Source organism: Agrobacterium tumefaciens (genome assembly GCF_009649785.1).
GTDB lineage: Bacteria > Pseudomonadota > Alphaproteobacteria > Rhizobiales > Rhizobiaceae > Agrobacterium > Agrobacterium tumefaciens.
The window spans coordinates 84,007-96,688 of record NZ_WJOK01000014.1; the positions used below are offsets into that span (position 1 = coordinate 84,007).

Annotated in this window: 16 protein-coding genes; 13 read left to right on the forward strand and 3 right to left on the reverse strand. The window is 59.8% G+C overall.

Going from position 1 to position 12,682, the window contains the following annotated elements; all coding sequences use genetic code 11:
• Positions 1-106: 106 nt before the first annotated feature.
• Entirely contained in the window at positions 107-886 is a 780-nt protein-coding gene (locus GH784_RS16180) for a sulfite exporter TauE/SafE family protein (RefSeq protein WP_003511770.1), read from the forward strand.
• Between the two features lie 31 nt (positions 887-917).
• Here GH784_RS16180 and pdxH read toward each other — a convergent pair whose 3' ends face one another.
• Positions 918-1,538: a pyridoxamine 5'-phosphate oxidase gene (gene pdxH / locus GH784_RS16185; RefSeq protein WP_065702749.1), complete on the reverse strand. Its 621-nt coding sequence runs from the start codon at positions 1,536-1,538 to the stop codon at positions 918-920.
• 56 nt (positions 1,539-1,594) lie between these two features.
• Between pdxH and GH784_RS16190 the strand changes: the two genes are divergently transcribed.
• The 4 genes from GH784_RS16190 (at position 1,595) to GH784_RS16205 (ending at position 4,941) form a co-directional block, all read left to right on the forward strand.
• Entirely contained in the window at positions 1,595-2,044 is a 450-nt protein-coding gene (locus GH784_RS16190; RefSeq protein ID WP_003511767.1) for an RT0821/Lpp0805 family surface protein, read from the forward strand.
• A gap of 212 nt (positions 2,045-2,256) precedes the next feature.
• Positions 2,257-3,366: a DnaJ C-terminal domain-containing protein gene (locus GH784_RS16195; protein WP_025592658.1), complete on the forward strand. Its 1,110-nt coding sequence runs from the start codon at positions 2,257-2,259 to the stop codon at positions 3,364-3,366.
• A gap of 131 nt (positions 3,367-3,497) precedes the next feature.
• Positions 3,498-4,316 (forward strand): enoyl-ACP reductase FabI, encoded by an 819-nt coding sequence (fabI, locus tag GH784_RS16200; RefSeq protein WP_003511762.1) that lies wholly within the window; start codon positions 3,498-3,500, stop codon positions 4,314-4,316.
• 31 nt (positions 4,317-4,347) lie between these two features.
• Positions 4,348-4,941 (forward strand): histidine phosphatase family protein, encoded by a 594-nt coding sequence (locus GH784_RS16205; RefSeq protein ID WP_065702752.1) that lies wholly within the window; start codon positions 4,348-4,350, stop codon positions 4,939-4,941.
• Positions 4,942-5,141: 200 nt separating this feature from the next.
• Here GH784_RS16205 and GH784_RS16210 read toward each other — a convergent pair whose 3' ends face one another.
• The gene (locus GH784_RS16210; protein WP_003511760.1) at positions 5,142-5,402 is read right to left on the reverse strand and encodes a DUF1344 domain-containing protein; all 261 of its coding nucleotides are present in this window, start codon (positions 5,400-5,402) and stop codon (positions 5,142-5,144) included.
• A gap of 40 nt (positions 5,403-5,442) precedes the next feature.
• Here GH784_RS16210 and GH784_RS27180 point away from each other — a divergent pair, with 40 nt between their 5' ends.
• The 3 genes from GH784_RS27180 to ribB all read left to right on the forward strand — a co-directional run bounded on the left by GH784_RS27180 (position 5,443) and on the right by ribB (position 8,066).
• Positions 5,443-5,718, forward strand: a complete 276-nt coding sequence (locus GH784_RS27180; RefSeq protein ID WP_162163068.1) for a hypothetical protein — start codon at positions 5,443-5,445, stop codon at positions 5,716-5,718.
• Between the two features lie 137 nt (positions 5,719-5,855).
• Positions 5,856-6,953 (forward strand): chorismate synthase, encoded by a 1,098-nt coding sequence (gene aroC / locus GH784_RS16215; protein ID WP_065702753.1) that lies wholly within the window; start codon positions 5,856-5,858, stop codon positions 6,951-6,953.
• A gap of 12 nt (positions 6,954-6,965) precedes the next feature.
• The gene (gene ribB, locus GH784_RS16220) at positions 6,966-8,066 is read left to right on the forward strand and encodes a 3,4-dihydroxy-2-butanone-4-phosphate synthase (RefSeq protein WP_003511757.1); all 1,101 of its coding nucleotides are present in this window, start codon (positions 6,966-6,968) and stop codon (positions 8,064-8,066) included.
• A gap of 168 nt (positions 8,067-8,234) precedes the next feature.
• Here ribB and GH784_RS16225 read toward each other — a convergent pair whose 3' ends face one another.
• Positions 8,235-9,428 carry a winged helix-turn-helix domain-containing protein gene (locus tag GH784_RS16225; protein ID WP_065702755.1) on the reverse strand — a complete coding sequence of 398 codons (1,194 nt, stop codon included), beginning with the start codon at positions 9,426-9,428 and terminating at the stop codon, positions 8,235-8,237.
• 115 nt (positions 9,429-9,543) lie between these two features.
• On the opposite strand from GH784_RS16225, the gene GH784_RS16230 reads away from it, so the two are divergent.
• The 5 genes from GH784_RS16230 to GH784_RS16250 are packed head-to-tail and all read left to right on the forward strand — an operon-like array spanning position 9,544 to position 12,640.
• Complete coding sequence (locus tag GH784_RS16230; RefSeq protein WP_013635602.1) at positions 9,544-10,224, forward strand: energy-coupling factor ABC transporter ATP-binding protein; 681 nt, start codon at positions 9,544-9,546, stop codon at positions 10,222-10,224.
• On the forward strand, positions 10,221-10,826 hold the full coding sequence (locus GH784_RS16235) for a CbiQ family ECF transporter T component (RefSeq protein ID WP_038490066.1): 606 nt from the start codon (positions 10,221-10,223) through the stop codon (positions 10,824-10,826). Before GH784_RS16230 ends, GH784_RS16235 begins: the two co-directional genes overlap by 4 nt.
• 31 nt (positions 10,827-10,857) lie before the next feature.
• The gene (locus tag GH784_RS16240) at positions 10,858-11,421 is read left to right on the forward strand and encodes a biotin transporter BioY (RefSeq protein ID WP_065702757.1); all 564 of its coding nucleotides are present in this window, start codon (positions 10,858-10,860) and stop codon (positions 11,419-11,421) included.
• A gap of 26 nt (positions 11,422-11,447) precedes the next feature.
• Entirely contained in the window at positions 11,448-12,383 is a 936-nt protein-coding gene (locus tag GH784_RS16245) for a histone deacetylase family protein (RefSeq protein ID WP_003511750.1), read from the forward strand.
• 2 nt (positions 12,384-12,385) lie between these two features.
• Complete coding sequence (locus tag GH784_RS16250; RefSeq protein WP_003503059.1) at positions 12,386-12,640, forward strand: exodeoxyribonuclease VII small subunit; 255 nt, start codon at positions 12,386-12,388, stop codon at positions 12,638-12,640.
• The last annotated feature ends 42 nt before the right edge of the window (positions 12,641-12,682 follow it).

The following is a 12,682-nucleotide window of genomic DNA, read 5'->3' on the forward strand; positions in this document are numbered from 1 at the left end:
CCGGCGGCGTCGATTCGAAAGCGTATCGTGCGATAATCAGCTGAAATTTCCGCGACAGGTGCCTGCATGCGGGATAAAGAGGTATTCGAAACCCATGCAGTCACCCATGCCTCTCCTCGATTTTTTCTCGGCTCTCATCACCGCGCATAGTCCGACGCTGCTCGCCATGTTTGCGGGCGCCGCCTTTCTCGCCGGACTTGCCCGCGGCTTTTCCGGCTTTGGTGCGGCCCTCATCTTCATTCCGCTGGCAAGCGCCATTGTCGGCCCGCGCATCGCCTCGGTGGTTCTTCTTGTGGTGGACGGCGTTTTGACGCTCGGCATGATACCGCCGGCCTGGCGCATGGCCGACCGGCGTGAAGTCTTCACCATGGCAGCCGGTGCGCTTGTCGGCGTCCCGCTTGGAACGCTGCTGCTTTCCGGTGGGGATCCGCTCACCCTGCGCTGGATCATTTCCATCGTGGTTGTCGTGCTGCTGTTATTTCTCGTTTCCGGCTGGCGTTACAGCGGCCGGCCGAAAACACCGCTCACCCTGTTCACCGGGCTTGTTGCCGGGCTGTTTTCGGGTGCGGCGCAACTGGGCGGTCCACCCATCGTCGCCTATTGGCTTGGCGGCGCCCTCAAGGGCGCTTTCGTGCGCGCCAATGTCATTCTCTATTTCGCGATTTCGACCGTGATCTCGGCCACCAGCTATTTTTTTGGTGGCCTGTTCACCGCTGACGTCTTTGTTTTTTTCCTGCTGGCCCTGCCGTTTTACGGGGCGGGTCTTTATGCCGGTGCGCGGCTGCACGGGCTTGCCGACGAGGCGGCGTTCAGGCGCATCTGCTACGGCCTGATCGCAATTTCCGCCGTCATCGGCCTGCCGCTATTTGATTCGCTGCTGAAATAGGCAGGCAAGGACGGCCTGCCTCCTGCAGCTTTCAAGGATACATGCGGACCTTGGACCACGGTTCATCCGGCGTCTCGCGGCGGAATTCGACACGGTCGTGCAGGCGGAACTTGCGGTCGTGCCAGAACTCGATGCTGACCGGGCGAATGCGGAAACCGGACCAGTAGGAGGGGCGCGGAATATCGCCGATCGCATATTTCGCGGTGTATTCGGCAACCGCCTTTTCCAGCGCAAACCGGCCTTCCAGCGGCCGCGACTGCTTCGACGCCCAGGCGCCGATGCGGCTTCCGCGCGGACGCGAGGCGTAATAGCTATCCGCTTCCGCGTCGGTAACGATCTCCACCTTGCCGCGCAGACGCACCTGCCGGCGCAGGCTTTTCCAGTGGAAACACATGGCCGCTTTTTTCTGGCCCAGGATCTCGCGCCCCTTCTGGCTTTCGAAATTCGTATAGAAAACGAAGCCGCGATCGTCGACGTCCTTCAGCAGCACCATGCGCACATTCGGCAGGCCGTTTTCATCGACGGTTGCGAGTGCTACCGCGTTCGGATCGTTGATTTCGGAGGCCGTCGCGTCCTTCAGCCATTCGGCAAAAAGCGTGAACGGTTCATTTTCTTCAGTGAAGTCACTGGATGTTAACCCCGTTTCCGACATATTGACTAAAATGCTCCCGAGCTGATTTGGACCCCAGAGATGATCTCTGGCGAAAGATGGTGACCGTCATAGCAAAGTCGAACAGTCGAACAAAGGGCCTCCTTTCATCGATAGCGGAAGTTTCCGCCATCGTGTCAATGCTTGTGGTGCTGAGCGGATGCGTCAGCCTTGACCTGTTCGGCGGCGACAAGGTCGATCGCTCGCTTTCCACCGCCTCCGTTCCCAACCAGCCCAATAATAACCCGCAGACCGACGACGCGACCATCCGCAATGCGGTCACATCGGCGGATCTCACCAAACTCGCGGAACAGCCCCTGCCCTGGGCCAATGCCGCAACCGGCAGCGCTGGTGTCGTCACCACCATTCACGAAGACAAGTCCAGCGGTTTCGTCTGCCGCGATTTCAAGACGACGCGCCACTCTTTCGAAGGTGTGGCGAGTTATGCCGGACAGGCCTGCCTGTCGGAAACCGGCGAATGGTTACTCACCCGCTTCGAACAGAAATAAACTGTTTACCCTGGCGCGCGGAATTAATCCGGCCGCATGGCGGCGCGCATTCCCCGTAAACAACTGCTTAGCAACTTATTGCCACAGTCGACGTTGTTTGAACCGAGGGCATGCATGCGAATGATCGCAGGCATCCCTTTTCGGAGGGGTTTGTTTCAGGATTGCGCCATGAGCGGCTGCACGTGCCTGAGCCAACGTAACTGGTGTTTCGCATGCGCGATCCGTATTCTATCCTCGGCTTAAAACGTGACGCTCGTCACGAAGACATCAAGGCTGCCTGGCGCACGAAGGCGAAAACCGTCCATCCGGACGCCAATCGCGATGACCCTGACGCGTCGGCGCGATTCGCCGAGGTCGGGCAGGCCTACGATCTTCTGAAAGACCCCAAAAAGCGCGATCTTTACGACCAGGCCCGCAAGGCGGCCGAGAAAAAGCAGCGCGGCGAAACAATCATGCAGCAGCGGGAGGCGGCGCGCGAGGCCGCCGAGCGCGCCAGGGCCGCTGAGAAGCTGATGGAGGAACTGGCCCGTGCGGATGCCCGCAACAGGGCGCAAACCGGCCAGAAAGCCGATGCAAAACCCGAAACGGCCGAAGATATCGTCGAGCGGATTTTCGGCGCAGACGCGCAGAACGACCCCAAGGTGCAGCAGGCAGCCGAAGCGGCGAAAGCCGCAGCCACGGGCGTTAAAGGCGATGCGCCCGGTGCTGGCGAGACCACGCAGACGTCTGCAAGCGAAACCGCAGCCGCCTCGCTCGCCGCCAATCTCTTCAGCGCTCTCGTGCGTCGCTTCCGCCCCCCGCAGACGCCGCCGGAAAAGGCACCTGACATCACGGCGGAAGCCACCGTTACGGTCACCGAACTTCTGGAGCGCAAATGGATCACCGTATCCCTTGCCGACGAACGCGAGGTACGCTTCCAGCTTGAACCCGGCATGACGGACGGTCATGTGGTGCGACTAAAGGGCCAGGGGCTGAAGCTGCCGAACATTGCGCGTGGCGATCTGGCCGTCACGTTGCTGGCGGCACGCGACGACGCCTTTTCCCTTCGCGGCTTCGATATTCATACGACGCTGCCAATCTCTCTCAGTGACGCGGTTCTGGGTTGCGAGACGAGTATCCGGACGCCGCTTGGCGAGGAAACCGTCACCATTCCTGCTTGGTCCGGCTCCGATCGCGAGCTGCGGCTTGCCGAAAAGGGGCTTGCGGACGGCAAGGGCGGATATGGCGATCTCGTCATCGAATTGCGCATCATCCTGCTCGAAAAGCCGGACGAGAAGGTAACCGACCTCATGCGCCACATGCGCGAAGGCCTTTATTTGTAAAAGTTTTGCGAATAGGCGGGACAACGCACCCTTTGTTACGTTCCCTAACAGTAGATGATCCTCGGCAATCTTGAACAGGATTGCAGCCTATGCCATAGGCAGGATCAATCGAAAGTATCAGGGAGCATACAATGGCTCAGGCATCCGGCCTTATGGCTGGCAAACGCGGCATCATCTTGGGTGTCGCCAATAATCGTTCAATCGCTTGGGGCATTGCCAAGGCTTGCGCGGACGCGGGCGCGGAAATCGCGCTCACCTGGCAGGGCGACGCGCTGAAGAAGCGTGTTGAACCGCTGGCGCAGGAACTGGGCGCCTTCATGGCCGGCCACTGTGACGTGACCGACCTCGAGACGATCGATGCGGTTTTTGCCGGGCTGGAAAAGCATTGGGGCAAGATCGATTTCGTCGTGCACGCCATCGCCTTTTCCGACAAGGACGAGCTGACCGGCCGTTATCTCGACACCAGCCGCGACAACTTCAACCGCACCATGGACATTTCCGTCTTCTCGCTGGCCGCCGTTGCCAAGCGGGCAGAGCCGATCATGAATGATGGCGGTTCGATCATCACGCTCACCTATTACGGTGCCGAGAAGGTCATGCCGAACTACAACGTCATGGGCGTGGCCAAGGCTGCACTCGAGGCCAGCGTGCGTTATCTCGCGGTAGACCTCGGCAGTCGCGGCATCCGCGTCAACGCGGTTTCCGCTGGCCCGATCAAGACGCTTGCGGCTTCCGGTATCGGCGATTTCCGTTACATTCTGAAATGGAACGAATACAACGCGCCGCTGAAGCGCACCGTTTCCATCGAAGAAGTCGGCAAGTCGGCGCTTTACCTGCTGTCCGACCTTTCGACGGCTGTCACCGGCGAAATCCACCACGTGGATTCCGGTTATCACACCATCGGCATGAAGGCCGTTGACGCGCCGGATATCTCGGTGGTCAAGGACTGAGCCGACCGAACTTTGAAACAGGGGTATCGCCTTGCTCGTCTATGTGATCCGGCACGGACAAACGGACTGGAATGCGATACGCCGGCTTCAGGGCCAGAAAGACATTCCGCTCAATGATTTCGGCCGCGCGCAAGCGGTCGGCAACGGCAAGGTTCTGGCGCAAATTCTCGGCGACTCCGCGCGTGATTTCGATTACGTGGCAAGCCCGCTCGGGCGCACGCGCGAGACCATGGAGCTGATGCGCGGAGCGATGGGGCTCGATCCCCACGCATACCGTACCGATGACCGCCTCGTCGAAGTTTCCTTCGGCGACTGGGAAGGCCTGACACTGCCGGAACTGAAAAAAGAATTTCCCGACCGGGTAAAGGCGCGCAAGGCCAACAAGTGGGACTTCATTCCCCCCGGCCAGCATGCCGAAAGCTATGAAATCCTGTCCTGGCGTATTGGCGCATGGCTTTCCTCAGTCGAGGTGCCGACGGTATGTGTCTGCCACGGCGGCGTGATCCGCTCGATCTTCCGCCTGGTTTCCGGCATGGACAAGGATGAAGCCTCTACGACGCAGATCCCGCAGGACCGGATTTTGAAGGTCGAGATCGACAGGAACAGTGCTGAGTGGATTTCGTGAGGGTATCGATCCTGCTCCGTCATTCCGGCCTCGAGCCGGAACCCGGCCAGCCCAAATCTTTAGGCTGAAAAAACCAATCCCGCCACGCAGACGCTCGTCGGCTGGATGTCGGATCAAGTCCGGCATAATGGAAATTCTGGAGCTTCCCGACCGGGATTAGAGAGGTCTGCCTCGACAACAGGCAGAGCAGAAACCGCAGTTTACTGCACGACCTCGAGATCGTCGACCACGCGTTTTCCGTCCACTTCCGTGTAGAAAACAACGACCTTCACGCCTGCCTTCAGGCCTTCGAAATTGAACTCTTCCGGCACACGGTAATTCTTGCCGTCGTTCAAAGTAATGGTCAGCGCATTCACGTCGATCTTGCTGATCGTTCCCTCGACATCGACGCTCTGGGCGTAGCTGTTGATAGGCATAAGCAAGTTGGCGGTGGCCAGAAGGGCGGCAATCATCATACGCATCGATCTAGCTTTCGTGAATTTGCGTGAAAACCTTACATGCATGAAGAATTGCCTTTCGAATGTGGCGGAAATTGCCCGCAACCATGACATTTTCGGCCCAATTGATGAACGGATTTTGGATCACGTTCAAGTCGTTAGTGATTTTTACACCGCATTTCCCGGCAATATTGGAAAACCGCGAAACAGCGTGGAAAACACCAGCACCTTTACACTTTTGTCATCTGGAAAACCCTGCGCCGTTTCCGCCGAATCATTCATCCGGCCAGTCGTCAGCCATCGTCACGCCTGTCGTTTTCCGGGCTGCTCGGCGTCGTGAACGGTGCGTCACCTTCTTATCGGACTTGCGATGAAAGAAAGGCTTTTGCCTTGGTCCGATTTTCTACTATGACAAATCCGCTTGTTTTAAACGGCCCCTGTCCGCAGGCGCGCCCTCGTTTTCCGGTCTAGAGAAATATGTCGCATAACAGCTTCGGTCATCTTTTTCGCGTTACCACCTGGGGCGAAAGCCATGGGCCCGCTTTGGGCTGTGTGGTGGACGGCTGCCCGCCCGGTATTCGCTTCACGCTTGCCGAGGTGCAGCACTGGATGGACAAGCGCAAGCCCGGCCAAAGCCGCTTCGTCACCCAGCGCCGTGAAGATGACATCGTCAAAGTCCTGTCCGGCGTGATGCTGGATGAGGACAGCGAGACGATGATAACCACCGGCACGCCGATCTCCATGCTGATCGAAAATACCGACCAGCGTTCCAAGGATTACGGCGAGATTGCCCGCAGCTTCCGCCCCGGCCATGCCGACTTCACCTATGATCTGAAATACGGCATTCGCGACTATCGCGGCGGCGGACGCTCTTCCGCCCGCGAGACGGCGGCGCGTGTTGCCGCAGGCGCAATCGCCCGCAAGGTGGTACCGAGCCTCAACGTGCGCGGTGCGCTGGTGCAGATCGGCAAACACAAGATCAACCGCGACAATTGGGATTGGGACCAGGTCGATCAGAACCCGTTCTTCTGCCCCGATCCGGCTATGGTGCCGGTGTGGGAAGAATATCTTGACGGCATCCGCAAGGCGGGATCGTCGATCGGCGCGGTCGTCGAAGTCGTGGCGGAAGGTGTTCCGGCCGGCATCGGCGCGCCGATCTACGCCAAGCTCGATCAGGATATTGCCTCCAGCCTGATGTCGATCAACGCCGTCAAGGGCGTGGAGATTGGCGAGGGATTTGCCTCGGCCGAGCTTTCCGGCGAGGAGAATGCCGACGAGATGCGTATGGGCAATGACGGCAAATCGATTTTCCTGTCGAACCATGCCGGCGGCATTCTGGGCGGCATCGCGACTGGCGAGCCCGTCATCGCCCGCTTCGCCATCAAGCCTACCTCCTCCATTCTGACGGAGCGCCAGTCCATCGACACCGACGGCCGCAACGTGGATGTGCGCACCAAGGGCCGCCACGACCCCTGCGTCGGCATCCGCGCCGTGCCGATCGGCGAGGCGATGGTGGCCTGCACCGTTGCCGACCATTATTTGAGAGATCGTGGCCAGACCGGCCGGTTGAAGTGAGGTAAATCCGAAATGGCCTATGATCAGAAACGTGTCGTCGACGCTATCCGCGCTTTCGAAGCTGGCGAGATCGTTGTCGTGACCGACGACGACGACCGTGAAAACGAAGGCGATCTGATTATTTCGGCGGTTCATTGCACGCCGGAAAAAATGGCGCTTATCGTGCGCCACACATCCGGCATCGTTTGCGCGCCCATGCCGCGTGATGAGGCAAAGAGGCTGAACCTCAACGCCATGGTGGCGGAAAACGACAGCGCCCACACGACCGCCTTCACCGTCAGCGTCGATTTCAAGCATGGCACCACGACCGGTATCTCCGCGGATGACCGCACCTTGACAGTGCGCAACCTCGCCAACCCGAATGTCGGCGCGTCGGATTTCACCCGGCCAGGCCACATTTTCCCGCTGATTTCCCGCGAAGGCGGCGTGCTGATGCGTTCCGGCCATACCGAAGCGGCCGTCGATCTCTGCCGGCTCGCCGGCCTGCCGCCCATAGGCGTCATCAGCGAGTTGGTCAATGACGATGGCACCGTGATGCGTGGGCCGCAGGTCCTGGATTTCGCCGAAAAACACGGCATGAAGCATGTTTCGGTCGCCGATCTGATCGCCTATCGCCAGCGCAAGGAAACGCTGGTGGAGATGGAATCCTCCTTCACCATCCAAACCCCGTTCGGACCGGCCAAGGCGCATACCTATTCCCTGCCATGGGACCGGATGCAGCATATGGCGGTGATTTTCGGCGATATCCGCGATGGCGTCGATATTCCCGTCCGCCTGCACCCTGAAAACGTTGCTGACGACGTGTTCGGCGACCGCCAGCCGGTGCAGCACTATATGCAGAAGATCGCCGAAGAAGGCCGCGGCGTCATCGTCTATCTGCGCGAAGGTTCTGTCGGCGTCGGCCAGGTGGACGGACGGCGCAAGGCGCGTGATCCCGACGAAGCGCACGCACAGGCCCGCTCCCGCGAAAATGAGTGGCTGGAAATCGGCCTCGGCGCGCAGATTCTCAAAGATCTCGGCATCAGCTCGATCAAGCTGATGACGACCCGCGAGCGCCACTATGTCGGGCTGGAAGGCTTCGGGATCAAGATTTCGGCAACGGATATCGGGTGATTTAGGGACGTCGCGAGGGCGCTTCGATTTGGCGTCCTCTCCGCCCGTCCGGCGTCATCCTCGGTCTTGTGCCGAGGATCTGCAGACGCATCCTATACATTTTTCGTTGCAGATGCTCGGGACGGGCCCGAGCATGACGGAAGAGGCAGTCGCCGGCTCAAGGCGCAATTACACTTCCCGCCACCCCTCTAGATAATTCACACTCTCCACCCCCGTAAACTTCGCAAGCCGCGACAATTCCGCGTCTAGTTTCTCGAGCCTTCCTGCTGAGGCGCGCACGTCCGGTTCCAGCCACAGGCGGCGCACATCCAGCGTGCTGCGCTTGCGGTCTGCCTTCATGTCGATACGGCCGATCAGCCGGTCGCCTTCCAGAAGCGGGAAGACGTAATAGCCATATTGCCGTTTCGGCTCGGGTACGAAGACCTCGATACGGTAATAGAAGCCAAACAGCCGCTCCGTGCGGTTGCGGTCGCGCAACAGCGGATCGAAGGGGCTCAGCACACGGACGCGGGACGACGGCTCCGGCAGGTTGGCGACATCGGCGCTGAAATCCGCAAAAGCATAGGACGGACGGGCAGCACCGCCATCGCTTGCGAGAAGCGAGACCTCGCACAGTTCGTCACGGTGGCTCTTGACCCAGTCCCTCGCCTCCTGCGGGGTAACGAGATCAAAAAAGGCGGCGATTTCGCCATGGGTGGCAAAACCCAGCCGGGTGAGCGCCTGCCGGCAGGCCCAGTCGACGAATTGCGTATGCTCCACTTCGCTTTCGTGGTGCTCGCCGGGAATGACCCGCTCCGCCAGATCATAGACCTTCTGGAAATTCACGCGGCCGGATATGGCAAGCTTGCCGGTGTGCCACAGATATTCGAGTGCGGTCTTGGAAGGATGCCAGTTCCACCAGCCGCCGGACTGATGCCCCTCCTCCTTCAACTCACGCGCCAGAACAGGACCCGTGGCGGCGATGCGCTCCAGCGTCTCGGCGAAAGCCGCATCGAACCCCTCACCATGCCATTTGCGCCAGCGCTCCTGAATGATCGGCTCGCGGCGGCGGAAGCGGTGCTTCCAATAGGGGTAAAATTCGGTCGGCACGATGGAGGCATCATGCGTCCAGTGCTCGAACAGCGCGCGGTCCTTTTCCAGCAGTGCTGTCAGATGTTCGCGCCTGTAGGTCTGGTTTCGGGAGAATATTATCTGGTGATGGGCGCGCTCCACCGTGCCGATACTGTCCACCTGCACGAAACCGATATCGGTAATGAGCTGCAGCAGTCCATCCTTGGAAAGCGCCTTTCCGGGCGGAGAGCAAAGCCCCTGCCGCGCCAAAAAAATCCGCCTTGCCGCTTCGTTTGAAACCTTGATCGTCATAAAGCAGAAGGTATGACGGCTTTTTCAGGATTGCAATGTTCTTTTTTTGTTCTTTGTTTCACTTCTGTTGATGACACGATATAGAACCGGAAAGCGATAGAGGGATGCATCAATCTTGGAAATCCGTTTCGACACCGCAGGCGTCGCCTTCGAGGGCAGGCAGGCTTTACAGCCCGTGTCCCTGACATTGACTGAACGGCGTATCGGCGTGATCGGCCTCAACGGCTCGGGCAAGACCACCTTTGCGCGGCTGATTAATGGTCTGACAAAGCCGACGCGCGGCAAGGTGTCGGTGAACGGTCTCGACACCGTCAAAGATGCGAGAGCGGTATTGCAGGCAGTCGGTTTCATCTTCCAGAATCCGCAGAACCAGATCATCCTGCCGATCATACGCGACGATGTCGCCTTCGGCCTCAAGCGACTCGGTATCGGCAAGACGGAGACAGAAACGCGGGTCAAGGCCGTGCTTGCCCGGCTCGGTATCGCTCATCTGGAAGAACGGCGCGCGCACGAGCTTTCCGGCGGCGAATTGCAGCTGGCGGCGCTGGCCGCCCTGCTGGTCACTGAACCGCAAATCCTCATTCTCGATGAACCGACCAATCAGCTCGACCTCAAAAACCGCGCGATCGTTGAAAAGACAATGGCTGCGCTGTCGCAGGCGCTTGTCGTCATCACCCACGATCTGCCGCTGCTTTCCGGCTTCGATCGCGTACTGGTTTTTCACGAAGGCGAGCTTGTTGCAGACGCCAACCCCGAAGAGGCGGTGGCACGTTATCTGGAGGTTGCGTCGCGATGAAGTCGCTGCATGTCGAAGGCACGGGCTGGCTCTACCGCGTCTCTCCGCGCCTCAAGCTCGTGACGCTAATGGTTTTCAGCATTGCGCTGTTTCTCACCCGCGATCTGCTTTTGCTGGGATGCGCCGTCGTTGTCGCCGCCGCCATTCTGCGCGAGACGCGGCTGCAATTCCGCGAGATCGGCCTGCGGCTACGCCCGGTGATGCTGACCATTCTCCTCGTTGCCGCCTTCAGCTATCTGCTGCTTCCGGTACACGATGCGAGTGTCAATCTTTTGCGGCTGACTGCACTGGCGCTTCTCGCCACCGCCGTCACCATCACCGTCAGCATTTCGCAATTCATGGACGAAATCTCGCTTGCCGCCGCCCCGCTGGAAAGGCTGGGGCTGGTCAAGGCGGCCGATATCGGGCTCGCGGTCGGGCTCGTCGTGCGGTTCGTGCCGGAGATCGTCAATCGTTACCATGCGGTGCGCGATGCGCACCGCGCGCGCGGCCTCCCCGTTCGGCTGGCCACGATCATCGTGCCGCTCGTCATTATGACGTTGAAGGATGCGGATGCCATCGCCGACGCCATTGACGCGCGCGGTTTCAGAGGCCAAAGCTGACGGCAAAACAACCATCCGGAGTTCCCGAGCCATGACGACCCGCGACCTTGTGCTGATCTCGCTGTTTTCCGCCATCATCATCGCACTCGGACTTTTGCCGCCGATCACGCTTGGTTTCATTCCGGTGCCCATCACCGCGCAGTCGCTTGGCGTCATGCTGGCCGGTGTCGTGCTGGGGGCGAAACGCGGCACGCTCGCGGTTCTTCTGACCATCCTCATCGCCGCCATCGGCCTGCCAGTCCTCTCAGGCGGACGCGGCGGCCTTTCCATCTTCACCACGCCGACCACGGGCTTCCTGATCGGCTGGATTGCTGCCGCTTTCGTCACCGGCACGCTCTCGGAAAAACTCGTCAATCGCGGCCAGTCGGCTCTGACGCAGGGTATCGGTTTCCTCATCGCCAGCCTCGCCGGCGGCGTGGTCGTGCTTTATGCCTTCGGCATCTCCTATCTGGCGCTGGTGGTCGGGCTCGGGTTTGAAAAGGCGTTCATGGGTTCGCTCGCCTTCATTCCCGGCGATGCGTTGAAGGCCGTGCTTGCCGCCCTTGCCGGCCGCGCTGTGATGGTCGGTTATCCGCTTTTGCCGCAGCGCGCTTGATCAGCTTATTTCGGGAGGATTAGAGAATGGCGACCCGTCTTTACGAACATCCGATCTTCCTTGAACACATCACGCCGGAAGGCCATCCCGAGCGGCCGGATCGGCTGCGATCTCTGAACATTGCGCTCGAACATCCGAATTTCGAGCGACTGGTCCGCAAGCAAGCACCGCAGGCCAACGAGGATGCCGTGCTTCTGGCGCATCCGGAGGAGCATCTGCTGTCCGTCATGCGCCAGATTCCCGAGGAAGATGGCGAGATCAACCGCGTCGAGGCCGACACCTATGTCTCGCCGAAAAGCCTGCAAGCGGCGCTGACCGGTATTGGCGCTGCGATGGTGGCGGTAGATGACGTGTTTACGGGTGCCGCCGACAACGTCTTCGTTGCGTCCCGCCCGCCCGGCCACCATGCGGAAACCGCAAAGGCCATGGGGTTCTGTCTCTTCAACAATGCAGCAATCGCCGCCCGTCACGCCCAGAAGGTGCACGGCGCAGAGCGCGTCGCCATCATCGACTGGGACGTGCATCACGGCAACGGTACGCAGGATATCTTCTGGAACGACACGTCAGTGCTGTTCTGTTCCACCCACCAGATGCCGCTTTACCCGTGGAGCGGCGATAAAAACGAAACTGGCGTGAAGAACAATGTCGTCAACGCGCCACTTTCCCCCAATACCGGCAGCGAGTATTTTCGCGAGGCGTTCAAATCCCGAGTCCTGCCGGCGATTGCCGATTTTTCGCCCGATCTCATTATCATCTCCGCCGGTTTCGACGCGCATCACCGCGATCCGCTTGCGCAGATCAATCTGGTGGGCGAGGATTTCGACTGGGCGACGGGGCGGCTGCTGGAAATGGCGGACAAATACGCCTCGAACCGGGTCGTCAGCCTGCTTGAAGGCGGTTATGATCTGGAAGGGCTGGCGGAATCGGCGGCCATGCATATTTTGAGAATGATGAAGGGTTGAAAATGACGGAAAATGCCAACACAGCCGATGTCAGCGGTTATTCCTTCGAAAAGGCCGTCGCCGAGCTGGAAAGCATTGTCGCACGCCTGGAGCGCGGAGACGTGGCGCTGGACGAGTCGATCGCCATCTACGAGCGCGGCGAAGCCCTGAAAAAACATTGCGAGACGCTGTTGAACGCCGCCGAAAAGCGTATCGAGAAGATCCGTCTCGACCGCGCCGGAAAACCGCAGGGCGTGGAGCCGCTGGACGGGGAATAAACACGTCCTGTTGAACGGGGGCGACACAGCGTTCAACATTAC